Annotated in this window: 21 protein-coding genes; 11 read left to right on the top strand and 10 right to left on the bottom strand. The window is 68.2% G+C overall.

Annotation, left to right across the window (positions count from 1 at the left end; genetic code table 11):
• Positions 1 to 4: 4 nt before the first annotated feature.
• Complete coding sequence (locus HQ314_RS10035; RefSeq protein WP_308119338.1) at positions 5 to 484, bottom strand: MarR family transcriptional regulator; 480 nt, start codon at positions 482 to 484, stop codon at positions 5 to 7.
• Positions 485 to 539: 55 nt separating this feature from the next.
• Here HQ314_RS10035 and HQ314_RS10040 point away from each other — a divergent pair, with 55 nt between their 5' ends.
• Complete coding sequence (locus HQ314_RS10040; protein ID WP_222649942.1) at positions 540 to 1,415, top strand: alpha/beta fold hydrolase; 876 nt, start codon at positions 540 to 542, stop codon at positions 1,413 to 1,415.
• Positions 1,416 to 1,438: 23 nt separating this feature from the next.
• On the opposite strand, the gene HQ314_RS10045 is transcribed toward HQ314_RS10040, so the two are convergent.
• Entirely contained in the window at positions 1,439 to 2,035 is a 597-nt protein-coding gene (locus HQ314_RS10045; RefSeq protein WP_222649943.1) for a hypothetical protein, read from the bottom strand.
• A 215-nt stretch (positions 2,036 to 2,250) separates the two neighbouring features.
• Here HQ314_RS10045 and HQ314_RS10050 point away from each other — a divergent pair, with 215 nt between their 5' ends.
• From HQ314_RS10050 to HQ314_RS10060, 3 genes are read left to right on the top strand one after another with little or no spacing between them, the layout of a single operon-like run.
• Positions 2,251 to 3,132, top strand: coding sequence for a metal-dependent hydrolase (locus tag HQ314_RS10050; protein ID WP_222637898.1), 882 nt, complete (start codon positions 2,251 to 2,253; stop codon positions 3,130 to 3,132).
• Positions 3,129 to 4,205 (top strand): PDR/VanB family oxidoreductase, encoded by a 1,077-nt coding sequence (locus tag HQ314_RS10055; RefSeq protein ID WP_222649944.1) that lies wholly within the window; start codon positions 3,129 to 3,131, stop codon positions 4,203 to 4,205. The genes HQ314_RS10050 and HQ314_RS10055 overlap by 4 nt, the downstream gene beginning before the upstream one ends.
• 41 nt (positions 4,206 to 4,246) lie before the next feature.
• Complete coding sequence (locus HQ314_RS10060; RefSeq protein WP_222649945.1) at positions 4,247 to 5,173, top strand: alpha/beta fold hydrolase; 927 nt, start codon at positions 4,247 to 4,249, stop codon at positions 5,171 to 5,173.
• Here HQ314_RS10060 and HQ314_RS10065 read toward each other — a convergent pair.
• Together HQ314_RS10065 and HQ314_RS10070 are read right to left on the bottom strand one after the other, a co-directional pair.
• Entirely contained in the window at positions 5,155 to 5,535 is a 381-nt protein-coding gene (locus HQ314_RS10065) for a YchJ family protein (RefSeq protein WP_056441019.1), read from the bottom strand. The two genes, HQ314_RS10060 and HQ314_RS10065, sit on opposite strands and share 19 nt — an antisense overlap.
• A gap of 11 nt (positions 5,536 to 5,546) precedes the next feature.
• A complete protein-coding gene (locus HQ314_RS10070) occupies positions 5,547 to 6,146 on the bottom strand; it encodes a TetR/AcrR family transcriptional regulator (protein WP_027506062.1) in 600 nt (199 codons plus the stop codon).
• A 63-nt stretch (positions 6,147 to 6,209) separates the two neighbouring features.
• Here HQ314_RS10070 and HQ314_RS10075 point away from each other — a divergent pair, with 63 nt between their 5' ends.
• Positions 6,210 to 6,785 (top strand): hypothetical protein, encoded by a 576-nt coding sequence (locus HQ314_RS10075; protein WP_027506061.1) that lies wholly within the window; start codon positions 6,210 to 6,212, stop codon positions 6,783 to 6,785.
• Here the strand turns inward: HQ314_RS10075 and HQ314_RS10080 are convergent.
• Positions 6,757 to 7,746, bottom strand: a complete 990-nt coding sequence (locus HQ314_RS10080) for a malate dehydrogenase (RefSeq protein WP_222649946.1) — start codon at positions 7,744 to 7,746, stop codon at positions 6,757 to 6,759. The two genes, HQ314_RS10075 and HQ314_RS10080, sit on opposite strands and share 29 nt — an antisense overlap.
• A gap of 188 nt (positions 7,747 to 7,934) precedes the next feature.
• Between HQ314_RS10080 and HQ314_RS10085 the strand changes: the two genes are divergently transcribed.
• Together HQ314_RS10085 and HQ314_RS10090 are read left to right on the top strand one after the other, a co-directional pair.
• A complete protein-coding gene (locus tag HQ314_RS10085; RefSeq protein ID WP_027506059.1) occupies positions 7,935 to 8,633 on the top strand; it encodes a FadR/GntR family transcriptional regulator in 699 nt (232 codons plus the stop codon).
• Positions 8,634 to 8,919: 286 nt separating this feature from the next.
• Positions 8,920 to 10,353, top strand: coding sequence for a stealth family protein (locus HQ314_RS10090; RefSeq protein ID WP_374197833.1), 1,434 nt, complete (start codon positions 8,920 to 8,922; stop codon positions 10,351 to 10,353).
• A gap of 9 nt (positions 10,354 to 10,362) precedes the next feature.
• Here the strand turns inward: HQ314_RS10090 and HQ314_RS10095 are convergent, their stop codons facing one another.
• Complete coding sequence (locus HQ314_RS10095) at positions 10,363 to 11,286, bottom strand: phosphodiesterase (RefSeq protein WP_222649948.1); 924 nt, start codon at positions 11,284 to 11,286, stop codon at positions 10,363 to 10,365.
• Positions 11,287 to 11,434: 148 nt separating this feature from the next.
• Between HQ314_RS10095 and HQ314_RS10100 the strand changes: the two genes are divergently transcribed.
• Positions 11,435 to 11,644, top strand: coding sequence for a heavy-metal-associated domain-containing protein (locus HQ314_RS10100; RefSeq protein ID WP_222637893.1), 210 nt, complete (start codon positions 11,435 to 11,437; stop codon positions 11,642 to 11,644).
• Complete coding sequence (locus tag HQ314_RS10105; RefSeq protein ID WP_308119339.1) at positions 11,641 to 13,875, top strand: heavy metal translocating P-type ATPase; 2,235 nt, start codon at positions 11,641 to 11,643, stop codon at positions 13,873 to 13,875. Before HQ314_RS10100 ends, HQ314_RS10105 begins: the two co-directional genes overlap by 4 nt.
• 1 nt (position 13,876) lies before the next feature.
• Here HQ314_RS10105 and HQ314_RS10110 read toward each other — a convergent pair whose 3' ends face one another.
• Positions 13,877 to 14,287 (bottom strand): DoxX family protein, encoded by a 411-nt coding sequence (locus HQ314_RS10110; RefSeq protein WP_027506054.1) that lies wholly within the window; start codon positions 14,285 to 14,287, stop codon positions 13,877 to 13,879.
• Positions 14,288 to 14,378: 91 nt separating this feature from the next.
• Between HQ314_RS10110 and HQ314_RS10115 the strand changes: the two genes are divergently transcribed.
• Positions 14,379 to 15,359: a sigma-70 family RNA polymerase sigma factor gene (locus tag HQ314_RS10115; RefSeq protein ID WP_222649949.1), complete on the top strand. Its 981-nt coding sequence runs from the start codon at positions 14,379 to 14,381 to the stop codon at positions 15,357 to 15,359.
• A gap of 21 nt (positions 15,360 to 15,380) precedes the next feature.
• On the opposite strand, the gene HQ314_RS10120 is transcribed toward HQ314_RS10115, so the two are convergent.
• Both HQ314_RS10120 and HQ314_RS10125 read right to left on the bottom strand, forming a co-directional pair.
• The gene (locus tag HQ314_RS10120; protein ID WP_027506052.1) at positions 15,381 to 15,806 is read right to left on the bottom strand and encodes a VOC family protein; all 426 of its coding nucleotides are present in this window, start codon (positions 15,804 to 15,806) and stop codon (positions 15,381 to 15,383) included.
• Positions 15,807 to 15,913: 107 nt separating this feature from the next.
• On the bottom strand, positions 15,914 to 16,906 hold the full coding sequence (locus tag HQ314_RS10125; RefSeq protein ID WP_027506051.1) for an LLM class flavin-dependent oxidoreductase: 993 nt from the start codon (positions 16,904 to 16,906) through the stop codon (positions 15,914 to 15,916).
• A gap of 292 nt (positions 16,907 to 17,198) precedes the next feature.
• On the opposite strand from HQ314_RS10125, the gene HQ314_RS10130 reads away from it, so the two are divergent.
• The gene (locus HQ314_RS10130; protein ID WP_222632680.1) at positions 17,199 to 17,567 is read left to right on the top strand and encodes an Lsr2 family protein; all 369 of its coding nucleotides are present in this window, start codon (positions 17,199 to 17,201) and stop codon (positions 17,565 to 17,567) included.
• 19 nt (positions 17,568 to 17,586) lie between these two features.
• Here the strand turns inward: HQ314_RS10130 and HQ314_RS10135 are convergent, their stop codons facing one another.
• Positions 17,587 to 18,825, bottom strand: a complete 1,239-nt coding sequence (locus HQ314_RS10135; protein ID WP_027506049.1) for an APC family permease — start codon at positions 18,823 to 18,825, stop codon at positions 17,587 to 17,589.
• Positions 18,826 to 18,867 lie beyond the last annotated feature (42 nt).

The following is an 18,867-nucleotide window of genomic DNA, read 5'->3' on the forward strand; positions in this document are numbered from 1 at the left end:
GGTCTCACGAGCCCGGCGCAGTCGATCTGATGGCGGCCAGCATCGCCGACTGATACCGGCGGATGGTTGCTCGGTCGTCGTCCGACAACTCGGAAAGTTGCGTGGCAGCCCTGAGAATCAACGGGCCGAAGAACTCCGAGCCCAGTCGCTGAGCCTTGTCGGTGACCCTCAGGGCCACCTTGCGGCGATCACCGACGACCGACTTCCGTTCGACGTGGCCGGCGAGTTCGAGCCTGTCGACGAGTGCCGTCGCGGTCGCCGAGGTGATACCCAGCTGCGTCCGCAGCCACGACGGAGTAGCCGTTCGACCCGCGCGAGCAGCATCGAGGAGAACGATCAACGCGCGCACGTCGGTGCTGTGCATACGGTGCTTCTCGGCGAATCCCGCACCCAGCAGGTCGAGCTCGACGACGAGCGCACGCAGGCCGTGCACCAGGTCCATGACATCCGTGTCCACCGAAGGGGTTGCGTCGACGTCGTCCACGGCACCAGTATGTCACCTATCGTATTACTCGACCATCGAGACAACGAGGTGCTGCATGACCGATGCGATGCAGACGTTCCGTCGATCGCCCGAGGGGCAGGAGTTCGATGCGGCCTACGACCGCGTGCTCGGCACGTGGCCGACGGGAACGACCACCACGATGGTGCCGACACGATTCGGCGACACCCATGTCACCTCGGCCGGTCCCACCGACGGCCGCCCTGTCGTACTGCTCCCTGGATCCGGAGCGACCTCGATGGCCTGGACCGGTCAGGCGACCGAGCTGAGTCGTCACCACCGAGTGGTCGCGGTGGACATTCTCGGCGACGTGGGTCGGTCGGTCCCGACGGGTGAACCCGCGAGGAACGTCGACGACCTCATGCTGTGGCTGGACGACGTGTTCGCCGGGTCGGCACTGCGGCGACCGTCGATTCTCGCTCACTCGTACGGCGCGATGATCGCTCTGGCGTTCGCTCTCCGTCGGCCGGCCGACGTCGACCGCCTCGTCCTGCTCGATCCGAATTCGTGCTTCGCCGGCATGCGCGCCGCCTACCTGGCTCATGCGTTACCGCTCCTGCTGCGACCGTCGGAAGAGCGACAGAGACGATTCACGGCGTGGGAGACGGGCGACGCAGTTCTCGACGCCGACCTGTCCCGACTGTCCGAACTCGGAACAGCCCATCACCCTCGTCGTCGGCCCATCGTTCCGAGGCGGCCGAGTTCTTCGGCGCTGCACTCGCTCCAGGCGACCACGACGGTCGTTCTCGCCGGGTCCAGCCGGATTCACGACAGTGCTGGGGTGCGAGATCGCATCCAGAAGAACTGGCCGTCGATCAGTACCCGAATCCTCGACGGCGCCACCCATCACACGTTCCCGGACTCACCGAGAGCAGAACTCGGCGTCGCGATTCACGACGCTCTGACGAGGTAGCGACAGCCGTCGGCACACGTCCGTCAGGACAGGAATCGCGCGATCGCGTCGTCCCACTCCCGGTCCCGACGACGGTCGTAGACGCGGGCGAAGACGCTGCGCACGATCACGAGCACGATCGCCACGAGCGCGAGAAGTGCTGCAGCGCCGAAGATGCTGACCACCACGACGTCGACCCCGGTGGGCGGGGGTGCGATGCGACGACCGTCCGCGTCGACGGTGATGGTCACCTCGGTACCCGACGGACTCTGCGCCGCAACAGGAACCGACCCGACGTGCTTCACGCCGTCGGAGGACCAGGTCGCGGGAGCCAACACGGTGGGAGTGACCGCCGCGAATTCGTCCGACGCCACCGGCGCCACGGCGTCCGCGGTGGTCGTGGCGAGCACCGACGAGGACGACGTCACGGCGTCGGCCGCCATGGTCTGCTGATCGTGGTAGAGGCTGACGCCCATCACGGCGACGAACGGGACGGCGAGCAGGAACAGCGTCACGAGAAGACGGTGCAGTCGAGCCTCCGCGCGGTCGACGCCTCGAAAGAGCGGGTTGCGCGGTGTGCGCGCCACGGGCCGCCGAGTGTCGTCGGTCCCGCGCTCCGCCCTCTTGGAATTGTCCGCCATCGTCTCGTGTCCTGCCTGCATCACGGACCCCGTGCGCCGTAAGGGCGGCGGGTGTCCTGCGTGTCCGACCTTCTGTCCAGCGTCCGCGCAGCGTGTGACCTCGGCAAGGTCGTTCGCGTCACGTCACATGTGTTCTCGCTTACCCGAGGTGCTTTACTGTTACCAGTTGTCATACTAAGATTTGTGTGAACGAAGCCACACCGGAAGGACCCGACATGACCGCCGATGCCGACAATCTCGTGCTGCAGGCGCGCGACGTGCACTTCGACTGGGACGACCTGCCGATGCACTGGATCCCGGGTGAGCCGTTCTCCACACACGCGCTCAACGTGCTGCACCTGCTCCTCCCCGCCGGGGAGGAATGGTTCGTCGAGACGTTCCGCCAGGCGCTCCCGTTCATCGAGGACGAGAAGCTCCGCGAGGACGTCATCGGGTTCATCGGCCAGGAGGCCATGCACTCGTCGGCGCACTCCGGCGTCCTCGAGCACCTGCAGCGCAGCGGACTCGATCCGACGCCGTTCACCGACCAGATGAACTGGGTCTTCGGCAAGGTCATCGGCCCTCGACCCATCACCAGCAGCCGCGAGAAGAACTACCTCGTCGAGCGCCTGGCGATCATCGCGGCCATCGAGCACATCACCGCGTTTCTCGGCGACTGGGTTCTGAACGCCGAGGGGCTCGACCGCGCCGACATCCACCCGACCATGCTCGACCTGCTGCGATGGCACGGGTCCGAGGAGGTCGAGCACCGCTCTGTCGCCTACGAGACGATGCGCTACTTCGATCGCCGCGAGGTCCGACGCCTTCGCACCCAGGCACTCGCGGCGCCGCTGCTGGTCTACCTGTGGATCCGCGGAACCCGCTTCCTCATGCAGAACGATCCGCTTCTCGCCGACGGACCGGCGTCCCGGCGCCGTCCCACGCCACTCGCCTGGCGCCGCGCGGCGAAGAAGGGCACCGTGCCGGGGCCTGTCGATCTCGGCCTGCGGCTCTCGCGCTACTTCCGTCGCAGCTACCACCCCAGTCAGGAGGGCTCAACGGCGCAGGCCGTCGCCTATCTGGCCTCCTCGCCCGCGGCGCGGGCAGCGTCGCGATGATCGACGCACCACGCGACCTCCGCGGACGGCCTCGTGGCGACCGGGCCCTCGGCCTGATCGGCCTGGTCGTCGGCAACTACCTCGGCGCGATGTCGCGTGTCCCCTACGACCCTCGGGTGGCCCTGCGTCCCCCGGACACCGCGGCCACACTGACGGTCGCGAGTGTCACGCCGGTGACCAGCGACGGCGATGTCGCGCAGATCGATCTCGTCGACGCGGGCGGATCGTCCCTGCCGGCCTGGCAGCCGGGCTGCCACATCGACGTGCACCTGGAGGGTGACGCGACGTCGGGACCGCTCCGGCGGCAGTACTCGCTGTGCGGCGACCCCGCCGACACGACGCGGTACCGCATCGCCGTCCGACGCATCGGCACCGTCTCGGAGCGGATGCACGCCCTGCGCCCCGGCGACACGGTGACGGTGCGCGGTCCCCGCAACGCCTTCCTGTTCGCGCAGGAACGCTCGGTGCACTTCGTCGCCGGCGGCATCGGCATCACCCCGATCCTGCCGATGGTCCGCGCCGCTCGCGATCTCGGCCTGGACTGGACCTTCGTCTACTGCGGACGCTCCCGCGAGAGCATGCCCTTTCTCGACGAGATGGAGAGCTGGAATTCGCCGCGTGTCGCCGTCCGCACCGACGTCGAGGACGGACTGCCCACTGTCACGGACCTTCTGGGTCCGGCCGCCCGTGGCGGCGCGGTGTACTGCTGTGGACCGACGCCGATGCTGAACACCGTGCGCACGTCGTTCGCGGGCTGCGGCGCGTCTGCTCTCCACTTCGAACGTTTCGGGGCCCCACCCGTGGTGGGCGGTCGGCCGTTCACGGTCACACTCGCGAGAAGCGGTCGCACGCTGACAGTTCCCGCCGACAGGTCTGCACTGTCCGTCATCGTGGACGAGGACCCGACAGTCGCGTACTCGTGTCGCCAAGGCTTCTGCGGCACCTGCAAGGTGCGTGTTCTCGCGGGGACGCCCGAGCACCGCGAGACTCGACTGAGTCCCACCGAGCAGCAGGAACACATGCTGCCGTGCGTGTCTCGGGCAGACTCCGACCACCTCACGCTCGACGTCTGATGTCCCCCGCACACCCCACGTCCACCGATTCCGGAGCGTCCATGACCGTCACCCGCCCGTTCGAGTCCGAGCGCTCCACCGTGCGGAACGGTGACGTCGAGCTCGCCGTGTACACCGCCGGCGTGTCCGAGGGCCCCACTCTCGTGCTGGTGCACGGGTGGCCGGACAACCACACCCTCTGGAACCACGTCGTCGGACTTCTCGCCGACCGCTACCGCGTCGTCACCTACGACTCACGCGGCGCCGGTGACTCCACGGTCCCCGCACGGACCCGCGGGTACCGACTCGACGCGATGGCCTCCGATCTGCGAGCGGTGATCGACGCGGTCAGTCCCGACGCCCCGGTCCACGTGCTCGGACACGACTGGGGCGCGGTGGAGGCCTGGGAGCTCGTCGCCGAAGCCGATGCGCCGCTCCGCATCTCGTCCTACACGTCCGTGTCGGGACCCAACCTCGACCACCTCGCACTGTGGGCCCGCTCGCGACTCCGTAGGCCCACAGCGCGCAACCTGGCACAGGTGTTCGCCCAGACGCGAGCGTCCTGGTACACGGTCACCTTCCACGTCCCGCCGTTGGCTCGGGTACGGATGTACCGCATGAAGCGCAAGGGCTGGACCCAGTTCATCGGCGAGTTCTCCGACGTCCCCGCCGCGATGGTGGAGGAGTCACCGACACTTCTCGACGACGCGTGGAACGGCCTGCGCATCTATCGAGCAAATCTTCTGCCGCGCTTCACCTCTCCGCGGCGTCGCTACGTCACCGTGCCCGTGCATCTGATCGTCAACACCCGTGACGCGGCGGTGCGTCCGTTCCACTACGAGGACACGCCGCGCTGGGTGGCCGACCTGTCGCGAACCGATCTCGATGCAGGACACTGGTCGCCGCTGTCGCATCCTTGGGACATCGCGCGCATCACGTCCGAGTTCGTCGACGGCATCGAGTCGCGGCGTCAGACCGCGTCGACGTAGACCCAGGCTCCATCGACGCGGGAGAACGTGCTGTTCTCCCGCTGCGAACCCGGTCGCCGGGCACCCGCGTCACGGAAGTGAGCCACGAACTCGACCGTGCCCGTGGTGTGCAGCATGCCGCCTCCGGTGGTGCCCAGGATCTCGAGCCCGGTCCACCGGCGGCGGTCGTCGAGGTCGAGCGCCGACGGTCGAGTATCGGGATGCCATGTGCGCAGCAGATACTCGGCGTCGAGCACCGTGAAGGCGGTGTACCGCGAGCGCATGAGCCGCTCGGCGGTCGGCGCACCGATCCGTCCCTCGAGCAAGGGTCCACAGCACTCGGACATCGGTAGGGGAGTGCCGCACGGGCAGGTGTCGGGCATGGCTGTAGACCCTACGGCCCTCGCAGCGAGTCGAGATGTGCCGCCAGCTCCGCCTCGGCCCACGCGCGGTTCTCGTCGTGTGGCGCGTGGACCAGGTGCAGCGCGAGTCCGTCCAGAAATGCATGAAGTCGACGCGCCTCGTCGGGTACCCGGTCGGACAGTGACGCGTAGTCGGTGTCGTTCTCGGCGAGTAGGTTCACCAGTCGCCTGCACCCCGCGGCCAGGTACTGGTGCGCCCGGTCGTAGGCGACGCGCATCGCGGCGTTCGTGAAGGCGAGAGCGCCCAGCGACATCTGCACCTCCATCTCGAGGCGACTCTCGTCGGTGAGCGGCAACAACTCTCGCAGGCTCGCCTCGCAGTACTCGCGGGGTGACAGCTGCGGGTCGATGCGCTCCAGGCGTTCGACGACGCGTTCGGCTGCGTGTTCGAGGCAGAACGCTCGCAGGTCGTCCTGAGTGGGAAAGGAGCGACGGAGGGAGGCCGTCGCCAGCCCGGCCTCCTCGGCCACGTTGCGCACCGACAGATCGAGCAGGCCGTCTCGACCGATGATGCGCCAGGCGGCGTCGGCGACGTCGCGTCGCCGCTGGTCGTGATCGATCAGTTTCGGCACTCCCTGAATGTACACAGTTGTGCTACTTTGTTGTGAACACGATCGTACCAACAAGGAGCGCTCATGGTTCTGGCAGTCATCGTCGCGTGCGAGATCGGATTCTGGGTGGCCATCGCCGCCGGCCTCACGCTCCGGTACGGCGCACGGCGACCTCGTGCCGGTGCCGTGGTTCTGGCCTGCGCCCCGGTCGTCGATCTCGTCCTGCTCTGCGCCACCGTCATCGACCTGCGGTCGGGCAGTACCGCCACGTGGCATCACGCGCTGGCCGCTGCCTACATCGGCTTCTCGATCGCGTACGGACACCGCATGATTCGCTGGGCAGACGTGCGAGTGGCCCACCACTTCCGCGGCGGGCCCGCGCCGGTTCGTCTCCACGGCGCTGCCTATGCGAGAGCGTGCTGGGCGGACGTGGTCAGAACCCTGATCGCCGTGGCCGTCACCGTCGGGCTGCTCGCCGGCCTCGTCGCGCTGGTCGGGTCTCCCGAGCGAACCGAGGCGCTGACGGCCTTCATGCCCGTGCCCCTCGTCGTGCTCGCCGTCGACGTCGTCGCCGCGATCACCTACACGGTGTGGCCACGACAGCCTCGACGGCGGGACATGGACGGTCGAGTCAGTTCGGCAGCATCCCGAGTCTCGTGACGGCCTCGCGCTCGGCCTGCAGTTCCGCGACGGAGGCGTCGATACGGCGCCGGGAGAACTCGCCGATCTCGAGGCCCTCCACGATCTGCCAGGCGCCGCCGGAGGACCGCACGGGGAACGAGGACACCAGTCCCTCGGGCACGCCGTACGCGCCCGTCGACGGGAGTGCGACGGACGTCCAGTCGGCGGCGGGAGTGCCCAGGACCCAGTCGCGCACATGATCGATGGTGGCGTTCGCCGCGGAGGCAGCGGACGACGCACCGCGCGCCTCGATGATCGCGGTACCGCGGCGCGCCACCGTCGGCACGAAGACGTCCTCGAGCCAGGTGGTGTCCGCGGCGAACTCGGCGCCCGACCGGTCACCGACTCGCGCGTGGAAGATGTCCGGGTACTGCGTGGCGGAATGGTTGCCCCAGATGCTGACCCGCGAGATCTCACCCACCGGGACGTCCGCACGAGCGGACAGTTGCGCGACGGCGCGGTTGTGATCGAGCCGGGTCAGCGCGGTGAACCGATCGGCGGGGATGCTGGGTGCGTGCGCCGCGGCGATGGCCGCGTTGGTGTTGGCGGGATTGCCCACGACGACCACCCGGATGTCGGACGCGGCGCCCGCCTCGAGAGCGGCGCCCTGCGGCCCGAAGATCGACCCGTTGGCCTCGAGCAGGTCGGCGCGCTCCATCCCCGCGGTACGAGGGCGAGCGCCGATCAGCAGCGCGACGTTCGCGCCGTCGAAGGCGTCGACCGGATCGTCGTGGATCTCCACCGACCGCAGCAGGGGGAACGCACTGTCGTGCAGTTCCATGGCCGTGCCCTCGGCTGCGCGCAGTGCCGGCGGGATCTCGAGAAGCCGCAATGTGACGGACGTGTCCGGACCGAGCATCGCACCCGATGCGATGCGGAACAGTGCCGCGTAGCCGATGCTGCCGGCCGCGCCTGTGACGGTGACGATGCTGTGCGCCATGTGAACTCCTTCGTTCCCCTCGACCGTAGATCCGGCAGCCGACCGAGTGCACGGATGTGTGTCGGACTGCACCCGATCACCGTTCCATCGGGCTCTCTCTCGCTCTCTAGCGCTGAGACTAGAACCGCGAATATCGTCCTGTGCACGTCCGATTTGCCTGACCACCATTCCTCGTTCACAGTGACGCCATGACCCTGTCGGACAGTTGGGCCAGCAAACAGGCCACGGTGACGCGCGTGGGGGCGGCCGAGGCCGTCCTGCGCGAGCTGCGTTCGGCGATCGAGAGCGGCGAACTCGAGGTCGGCACCAAGCTCCCGTCCGAGGCCGCTCTCGCGACGCGCTTCGGCGTGAGCCGGTCGGTGGTTCGCGAGGCACTGCGCTCGACCACGGCTCTCGGACTGACGGAGACGCACACCGGCAAGGGAACGTTCGTCCTGGCGAAGACCGTCGAGACCGACAGAGTCTTCGGCAACCATTCCGTCGAGTCCCTGCGCGAGGCCCGCCCGCACATCGAGATTCCTGCCGCCGCACTCGCTGCCGAACGGCGGACGCCGGAGCAGATGGACGCGATCCGCAGCCTGTTGAATCGGATGATCGCCGAGAACGATCCCAAGGAGTGGGTCCGTCTCGACGCGGAGTTCCATCTGCTCATCGCGACCGCGAGCGGCAACGACGTCTTCGCCGCCGTCATCACCGAGATCCGCGAGGCCCTGTCGCAGCAGTCCGAGATGGTGAACCTGCTGCCCGACCGTCGGCACCGGTCCAACGTCGAGCACGAGAGCATCGTCGACGCCATCGACTCGGGGTCCGGCGAGGCCGCGTCCGAGGCGATGAGCCGACACCTGACGCACGTGCAGGACGCACTCGGCCAGCTTCGCGGCCGATGACTCCCGTGGTCCGGACCCACCCTCGGCATCACTTAGAATGAGCAGGTCACAGCGCCGTACAGGCTCGCCCACCAGCACGTCGGGAAGGTCCACCATCACACAGCCGCCAGCCCTGCAGAACGTCGAGACGCCCGATGTCTACCTCGTCCCGCCCGACAGCGGCGAGATAGAGCGGGCGCGCGTCGCGTCCGCGGCGTCCCGACATCGGTTGACCGAGCGCTCCGACATCGTGTGGGTCAAGGACAAGTTCGCACTGTCCATCACCACCACGACGCCCCACGAGGCGATGGTGGAGGACCTCCTGTTCGTCCGCGATGTGCTGGACGCGACCGCGATCGAGTACCTGCTCGTCCGCGGCAACGACGAGCGGCCCGTCATCGCCATCGACAGGCACGACAGGCCGACGTTGCGCGATGCGCTGGTCGCGGCCTGCGCGGACGAGCCGTTCTACTCCAAGCCGATGGACGTCAAGGGATCCCCGGCCCTGCTCATCGCGGACGGACTCCTGGCGTCGGCCACGCAGGCGCGGATCTTCCGGTTGTTCCGCCCTCGTGCGCACCGCCCGAGCGGGCTCTTCTACGGATCCGGCAAGGGCATCCAGATCGAACTGTGGGAGTTCTCGGACGACACGATCGTTCTCCCCGTCGAGAACTCGCTGACCCGACGCACCATCCGTCAGGACGAGGCGGTGCGTGGCACGGTCGAGCGCTTCGGCCGACACTGGCCGACCATCGAGAACATGTTCGCCGACCACGCGTCGGACATCGACTTCGACATCGACCTGATCTTCTCCTGGGTCGACGGCACCGACGTGGAGTGGCAGGCGGAACGCGCGGCGATGCTGCGTGAGGTCGTCGTGGGCGAGGGCGACGATCACGAGGCCCGCTTCCGACAGATCGACGAACTCAAGTACGCCCTGCGCTCGGTACACTTGTACGCGCCGTGGATCCGGCGCATCTTCGTCGTCACCGACTCACCGAAGCCGGGGTGGCTCGACGATCATCCCGACGTCACGTTCGTGCGCAGCGAGGAGTTCTTCACCGACACCTCCGTGCTGCCCACCTACAACTCGCAGGCCGTGGAATGCCAGCTCCACCACATCGACGGTCTCGCCGAGCACTTCCTGTACTCGAACGACGACATGTTCTTCGGCCGCCCGGTCGGTCCCCAGATGTTCTTCTCACCCGGCGGCATCAGCATGTTCGTCGAGGCGGGAACCCGGATCGGACTGGGCGCCAACGACGAGCAGCGCAGCGGATTCGAGAACGCCGCGCGGGTCAACCGTCGCCTGCTCCACGACCGATTCGGTCGCATCACCACGCGCCACCTCGAGCACGCTCCCGTGCCGCTCCGGCGCAGTGTGATGTTCGAGCTCGAGAAGGAGTTCCCCGACGAGTTCGCGGCCACGGCCGCCAGTCGATTCCGCGCGAGCTCCAACATCTCGGTGACCAACTCGCTGTACCACTACTACGCCCTGCTCACCGGCCGCGCCGTGGTGCAGACGCAGGCCTCGGTCAAGTACGTCGACACGACGATGCGCAGTGGACTGCGGGACATGGACCGCCTGCTCGCGAAGCGGTCGATGGACTTCTTCTGCCTCAACGACGGCAGCTTCCCCGAGATCAACGCCGACGAGCGCGCAGCGGCGGTGACGACGTTCCTGAGCACCTACTTCCCGGTGCCGGCGCCCTGGGAACACGCCGTCACACCGGTCGGCTGATCGCCACAGCTACGACTGCCGGCTGATCGCCTTCTGGGGAGCGTCGGCGATGACGACGCCGGCATCGTGCAGGCGCTGGGCGGCCTCGTCGGCCGACACGTAGGTGCCGACGGTGTCGCCCGTCCCGATGGGCACCACCGAGTGGACCACCGTGTCCTGGTACAGATGCACCAGGTTGTAGGCCTGCGCCCCGTCGCGCCCGCGTTGCGCACCCACCGGGACGTTGAGGTCCTGGGTATAGCAGGTGGCCGACGCCACCGACACCGGGATTCCGGCGAAGGTCGCGGACGTGGAGTAGTGCAGGTGGCCCGCGAGGATCGCCCGCACGTCGCTGCCCGCGAGCACCTCCGCGAGCGAGTCCTGGTCGCGGAGTTCCACCAACACCGCGAGATCTTGCACGCAGGGAACCGGCGGATGGTGCAGCGCGAGCACTGTGCCGTCCGGCGCCGGCATCGCCAGTTCTGCTGCGAGCCACCGCAACTGTTCCGCGGAGATCTGGCCGTAGTGGTGGCCCGGGACGGTCGAGTCCAACGTGATGACTCGCAGCCCACCGATGTCGTGGACCCTGTCCACGGGCTCGGTCGATCCGCGCTCGTCGAGCAGGCCGCGACGGAACGCCGCTCGGTCGTCGTGGTTGCCCATCGCCCAGATCACCTCGGACCCCAGGGCTGCGGCGACCGGATCGACCAGTGCGCGCAACGAGTCGTACGCGTCGGGCTCGCCCTTGTCCGCGAGATCACCCGTGAACACCAGAGCCTCCGGCCGGGCACCCGTCGCCTCGAGCTCCGCGAAGATCTGGCGAAGACGCGCCTCGCTGTCGACCGCGTCGTACAACTCGCCGGCGCCGACCAGGTGCGTGTCACTGATGTGCAGGAGGAAATGGTCCGGCCGTGGATGCTCGGCGGTGCGCCAGGTCTGCTCGACTGGCTCCATGAGTTCTCGCTTCCCAGTGCTCCCGGATCGGAGCTCGGTCACCCTGTGTGTACCGGGCTCGTCCACCCTAACCACAGGAGGTGTCGAGCCGCCGAACGCCGGGCGACACGGGGTTGACGGCATACCGTAGGGGGGTATGGTAGTTCTCATGACCACGAAGACTGTCACCGTCCTCGGAATGACCTGCCAGCACTGCGTCGCAGCGGTGACGGAGGAGGTGAGCGCCCTGCAGGGAGTCACCTCGGTCCACGTCGACCTCGAGTCCGGACGCGTCGATGTCGAGTCCGACACACCCGTCGACGACGCTGCCCTCGCAGCCGCGGTGGACGAGGCCGGGTACGAGCTGGCTCAGCCGTGACCACCGGGGAGAAGGCCGCGAACATCCAGCTCGACATCGGCGGCATGACCTGCGCGTCGTGCGCCAATCGCATCGAGAAGAAGCTCAACCGCCTCGACGGTGTGACCGCGACGGTCAACTACGCCACCGAGAAGGCGAGCATCGCCACGGACGCGACCGTCGAGACCGGGGATCTCATCGGCACCGTCGAGAAGGCCGGCTACACAGCGACCGTGCACGAACCGCACCGACCGGCCGGCCCTCCCGCAGCCGAGTCCGATGCCGCCGCAGCCGAGTCCGATCCCCTGCGCACGCGTCTACTCGTGTCGACGCTGCTGTCCGTTCCCGTCATCGCGATGGCGATGATTCCGCCGCTGCAGTTCGACAACTGGCAGTGGCTCTCGCTCACCCTCGCCGCGCCCGTCGTCGTGTGGGGCGGACTGCCGTTCCACCGCGCCGCCTTCACCACTGCGCGGCACGGCGCGACCACCATGGACACGCTCGTGTCGGTGGGCACGCTGGCCGCCTTCGGCTGGTCGCTGTACGCGCTCTTCTTCGGCCACGCGGGCATGCCCGGCATGCGACACGCCTTCGAGTTCACCGTCTCGCGTGGCGACGGCAGCGCGAACATCTATCTCGAGGCGGCGGCCGGCGTCACGACGTTCCTGCTCGCCGGTCGGTATCTGGAAGCGCGGTCCAAGCGCAGCGCCGGCGCCGCTCTGCGTGCGTTGCTCGAGGTCGGCTCCAGGAACGCGACCGTGCTGCGCAACGGCAGTGAGGTCAGCGTGCCCGCCGACGAGCTCGTGGTCGGAGACCGCATCGTCGTCCGACCGGGCGAGAAGATCGCCGCCGACGGCACCGTCGAGAGCGGCACATCCGCCGTCGACGCCTCGATGATCTCGGGTGAGTCCATCCCCGTGGAGGTCGGTCCGGGTGCCACGGTCACGGGCGGGACCGTCAACGTGGGTGGCGCGCTCACCGTCGTCGCCGACCGCGTGGGCGCGGACACGCAGCTCGCGCGCATGGCCCGCATCGTGGAGGACGCGCAGAACGGCAAGGCCGAGGCGCAGCGCCTGGCCGACCGCATCTCGGGCGTCTTCGTCCCCGTCGTGATCGGTCTCGCCCTGGCCACCCTGCTGGGCTGGGTCCTCGTCAGCGGCAGCTGGTCCGCCGCGTTCACCGCATCCGTCGCGGTCCTCATCATCGCGTGCCCGTGCGCGCTGGGCCTGGCCACTCCGACAGCCCTGATGGTGGGCACCGGACGCGGCGCCCAACTCGGCGTCCTCATCAAGGGACCCGAGGTGCTCGAGCGCACCCGCCGCGTGAACACCATCGTGCTGGACAAGACGGGCACCATCACCAGCGGTGTCATGAGCGTGCAGTCCGTCGTGGGAGACGCTCGCGACGACGCGCTGCGGTTCGCCGCGGCGGCGGAGTCCGGTTCCGAGCACCCGGTCGCCCGCGCGATCGTCGACGCGTACCGGACCGCGCACGGAGAGCCCGTCGCCGCCACCGACTTCACCACCACGGCGGGACGCGGTGTCACCGCGACGGTCGACGGCCACCGCGTGGTCGTCGGACGCCCCGGCCTGGTGGGCGGCGCACTGCCCAGCGCTCTGCAGACGGCCTTCGAGGACGCCGAGGCCACCGGGGCCACCGCGGTGGTCGTCGGGTGGGACGACGAGGCCCGCGCCGTCATCGCGGTCTCCGACACCGTGAAGGAGACGTCCGCGCAGGCGGTCTCGGAGCTCCGCGCACTGGGTCTCGACCCGATCATGCTCACCGGTGACAACGAGTCCGCAGCCCGCACGGTGGCCGCCTCGGTCGTTATCGACACCGTCATCGCCGGTGTGCTGCCGGAGCAGAAGGTGGACGCGATCCGCGAGCTGCAGGCGTCGGGCAAGGTCGTCGCCATGGTCGGTGACGGCGTCAACGATGCTGCGGCACTGGCTACGTCGGACCTCGGACTCTCGATGGGCACGGGCACCGACGTCGCGATCGAGGCCGGCGACCTCACGCTGGTGCGGGGAGATCTGCGCGTCGCGGTCGACGCGGTGCGCCTCTCGCGCGCGACCCTCCGCACCATCAAGGTCAATCTCTTCTGGGCCTTCGCCTACAACGTCGCGGCGATCCCGCTCGCGGCCGCCGGACTGCTCAACCCCATGCTGGCCGGTGCCGCGATGGCGCTGTCGTCGGTCTTCGTCGTCACCAACAGCCTGCGGCTCCGATCCTTCCGGTCCTCGGTGGTGTGACTCAGCCTGCGAGCAAGGCTCGGACTCGGCCGTCACGCAGCCAGAGTCCGAGCCACGCGGCGATGCCGACGTAGATCGCGAAGAACACCGTGCTGACGAGTGGCTGGTCGGTGCGCCAGTTCGTGATCACCGCTCCACCGAGGTAGCCGGTCAACAGGACGGCACCCAGCGGCGCGGTCCGCGGAATCACGTACAGGGTCACGATCACGAGGCAGACGACGCCGATCTTCGGGGCCATGTCGACGGGGAGTCCGAGTTCGGCGGACGCGTCCTTCACGACGTCCAGGTTCAGCAGATGGATCACGGCGTCGAACAGCATGAAGACGACCACCAGCGCGCTGACGATCCATCCTGCTCGAACGGCTCCGCGGGACGGTGCGGTGGTGGTGGCGCGGGTGAGGTGTGTGGTCATGTGACTGTCGACCGCGTACGCCACGGAAACTCATCACGAAGCCCCGAAATTTTCCTCGGCGAGTCGTTCCTGCGAGGACTATCCTCCTCGCATGACTGCGACGCAGGAGCTCGGCAACGACTTCATGACTCTCGCGGAACCGTACCGCCGCGAGCTCCTCGCGCACTGTTACCGCATGACCGGATCCATCCACGACGCGGAGGATCTGGTGCAGGACACCCTGGTCCGAGGGTGGAAGGGGTACGCGAACTTCAAGGGCGACTCGTCGCTGCGCACGTGGCTCTACCGCATCGCCACGAACACCTGCCTCACCTCGCTCGAGGGCCGCAAGCGCCGACCGATGCCGTCGGGGCTGGGTACGCCGTCGTCCGATCCGTCGGACGAGCTGGTCGAGCGCCACGAGATCGCGTGGCTCGAGCCGGCGCCGCCGTTCGGCGATCCGGTGGACGACGACCCGGCATCGCTGATCGGCTCGCGTGAATCGGTGCGGCTCGCGTTCGTGGCCGCGTTGCAGCATCTGTCCGCGCGGCAGCGAGCCGTCCTCGTACTCCGAGAGGTGTTGCAGTGGAGAGCATCCGAGGTGGCCGAACTGCTCGGCACCTCCACTGCTGCAGTCAACAGCCTGCTGCAACGTGCGCGCGGCCAGATCGAGGCGATCATGCCCGACGAGAACTCCGTGTCCGAGCCGGAGTTGCCGGAGACGCGAGAGTTGCTGCGACGCTACGTCGAGGGATTCGAGACGTACGACATCGACGGCATCGTGAAACTTTTCGCCGCAGAGGCTGTCTGGGAGATGCCGCCGTTCACCGGGTGGTACCGCGGCCCGGCCGACATCGGCGCCCTCATCTCGACGAAGTGTCCCGCGACCGGCCCCGAGTCGATGCGGATGATGGCGACCACCGCCAACGGGCAGCCGGCCTTCGGCCTCTACATGCTCGGAGAGGACGGGGTGCACCGCCCGTTCCAGCTGCACGTCCTCGAGATCATCGACGCCCGCGTCGCGCATGTGGCGTGCTTCTTCGATCTCACGCTGTTCGATCGGTTCGGACTGCCACCGGTGTACCCGGGCTGAGCCCGGGTCACCTGCCGCGGCTCACATGTCGGGAGGCGTGGCCTCGCCCGAGGCGACGGCCGGGTCCATCCAGGTCACTTCCCACACGTGACCGTCGAGGTCGCGGAACGACCGCCCGTACATGAAGCCGTGGTCCTGCGGATCCATCCAGTCACTGCCGCCCGCGGCGAGCGCCGCGTCGGCCATGGCGTCGACGGCCTCCTTGCTGTCGGCCGACACTGCCAACAGCATCTCGCGCGAGGTGGAGAGGTCCGCGACGTCGTCGCGGATGAAATCCTTGAAGCGCGGGACGTTCAGCAGCATCACGACGGCCTGCTCGTTGACGATCAGGCACGCGGTGTTCTCGTCGCTGAAGGTGTCGTTGAAAGAGAATCCCAGCGACGTGAAGAACGCGCGGCTCGCGGCGACGTCCTGGACGAAGGTGTTGACGAAGATCATGCCGGACATGGTGTCTCCTGGTGTGGTGTCGTCGGCCCCGGCGTCAGGGCCACTCACCACTACCGACACCGCCCGGGCGGAAAAGTCATCGCGCGGGCGGCGTCGGTCGTGCGGCGTCAGGCCGCGGTGGCGTGCAGGTGCTGCTCGGCGAGCAGGCGGTAGGAGAGCAGTCGCTCGTCGGTGTCGTCGATACCGCTGGCGACGATGACCTCGTCGGCCCGGGCGTGCGCGGCGAAACGATCGATGTAGTCCGACGCCTCCGCCGGCGTTCCGACGGCCGAGTACTTCACCATTCCCTGAATCTGTCGGCCAGCGGGCGAGTCCATGATCATGTCGACCTCCTCCTCGGAGAAGGAACGGCCGCGTCCCACCATCTGCACCACCCGGCGCCGCAGACCGGCCGTGAACAGCTCGTGCGCGCGAGCGGACGTCGGTGCGACCGTCGCGTTGACGGCGGCGATGACGTAGGGCTCGGCGAGCTGTGCGGACGGCTGGAACGTGTCCCGATAGACGGCCACGGCCTCCTCGAGCGAGTCGGGAGAGAAGTGCGACGCGTTGGCATACGGAAGGCCGAGATGTGCTGCGAGCTGAGCACCGAAGAGCGAGGATCCCAGAATGTAGAGCGGCACATCGGTTCCCGCGCCCGGCACTGCCTGCACTCCCGGAACCCGACTCGAACCCGACAGGTAGCCCTGGAGTTCGAGAACGTCCTGCGGGAAGGAATCGGCCGACGACGGGTCACGGCGCAGAGCACGCATGGTGGTCTGATCGGAACCCGGCGCTCTGCCGAGACCGAGATCGATACGGTCCGGATGGAGTGTGGCCAGCGTTCCGAATTGCTCGGCAATGGTCAGCGGAGAATGGTTAGGCAACATCACTCCACCCGATCCGAGGCGAATGGACGAGGTGTGCGCGGCCACGTGTGCGATGAGGACCGACGTCGCCGAGGACGCGATGGAGGGCATGTTGTGGTGCTCCGCGTACCAGACTCGCCGATATCCGCTCTCCTCCGCGAGGCGGGCCAACGCGACACTGGCATCGAAACTGCTTCGAGGAGTTTCACCCTCGCCGACCTGTGCGAGATCGAGTACGGACAGTGGTACGGCCACGTGCGTTCACCCTTTCGAGAAAAAGAAGACTTCTCAGGTGCGAACGCCCGCCCGGCGGAGAATATTTCCCGAGCCGCGTGACCTCGAACGACCGAACCGTGCGGTATCGAAGGACCGGCACGAGTACACGACATCGAACCGGAATTGGCGGTGACTCGCTAATCGGGCTTCGAGATGGATAAACTCTGGCGGAAGAACCGCGATGGTGGTCGGACCCACGAGTCGACGACGGCTCGATGAATCCATGTCCGGTTCGGTCGGGGAACTCATCATCGAAAGGAACCACAGCGTCATGGCGAAACAGGTCTTCGTGGAATTGGTCGACGATATCGACGGCGCACCCATCAAATCGGGTAAAGGGGAGACCATCGGTTTCTCGGTCGACGGTGTGGAGTACGAGATCGACCTCGGTGTGAAGAATGCCAAGGAGTTCCGCAAGCAACTCGATTACTGGGCCGAGCACGCCACGAAGGTGTCGTCACGTGGCAAGAAGGCCACGGCGAAGAAGGCGACCGGAACGGCGACGCAGGTCGGCTCGTCTCCGCGAGATCCTCTGCAGACCAAAGCCATTCGCGAGTGGGCGAATCAGAACGGGTACACGGTCTCGAGCCGCGGACGTATTCCGGCCGAGGTCGAAGAGGCGTACAACTCCGCCCAGTGACGTCAGGGCAGTAGTGATGTCATGACCGCAGTGCGCGCCGGCGCTGCAGCATCCACCGTCCGGCCGACCCTGCCGACAGAACCCCGATTCCGACCACCACCGCCGCCGCGGGCAGTGTGACCGCCAGCAGGACGCAGCCGCAGAGCCCGAGCATCTGCAGTGCCCGCGGCCACCGGCGATCGGAACCGGTCTGCGTGAATGCCGCGGCATTGGCCACGGCGTAATAGACGAGAACTCCGAACGACGAGAATCCGATCGCGTTCCGCACGTCGAGCGTGAGAACCACGACCACCACCACGGCGGCCACGGTGATCTCCGCGGCGCGCGGAACCGAACGGCGCTCGTCGACGTGCGCGAGGTATCGCGGCATGTCCCCTTCCCGCGCCATCGCCATCGTGGTGCGGCCGATTCCCGCGATCAGTCCCAGCAGGGCTCCGAGAGCCGCGGCCGATGCCCCGACGCGCACCACCGGGCCCGCCCAGTGTGCCCCGACCGCGTCCATTGCCGCGGCCACCGGAGCCGTCGAGCGCGCGAGTGCGTCCGCCCCGAGAACGTGCAGCAGCATCACTGCGACGGCCGCGTAGATCACGATCGCGCACGCGAGGGCGCCGACCACGGCGCGCGGGATGGTGCGCGCCGGGTCCCGCACCTCCTCTCCGAGCGTCGCGATGCGCGCGTACCCGGCGAAGGCGAAGAACAGGATGCCCGCGGACTGCAGAACGCCCACCGGACCCGAGGTCGCCGAGAACCCGGCGCCCGTCACGGTGGACGAGCCGGTCGCACCGACGATCAGTGCCGCGACGAGCACGACGAGCACCACCGCCACGAGCACGCGCGTGACCGACGCGGTGCGGGTGATGCCCAGGCAGTTGACCGCCGCCAGCGCCACCACCGCGATCACGGCGAGCGCCCGTGCGTGCTCGGGCCACGCGTACGCGCCGAACGTCAGGGCCATGGCGGCACAACTCGCGGTCTTGCCGACCACGAAGCTCCAGCCCGCCAGGAAGCCCCACCGGTCACCGAGTCGCGCTCGCCCGTAGGCGTAGGCGCCGCCGGACGTGGGGTGCACCGCGGCGAGCTGGGCAGTCGACGTCGCGTTGCAGAACGCCACGACGGCGGCGACGGCGAGCCCGACCAGCAGCCCGCCACCCGCGGCCGCCGCGGCCGGGCCGAAGGCGGAGAACACCCCGGCGCCGACCATCGACCCCACGCCGATGACGACGGCGTCGCGCGTGCTCAGTCGTCGTTGCAGCGGCATCGACGAAGCATAGGGACCCCCGGTGAACGCCGAACGAAACCA

It is taken from the genome of Rhodococcus sp. BP-332, assembly GCF_019836065.1.
Taxonomy (GTDB): Bacteria; Actinomycetota; Actinomycetes; order Mycobacteriales; family Mycobacteriaceae; genus Rhodococcoides.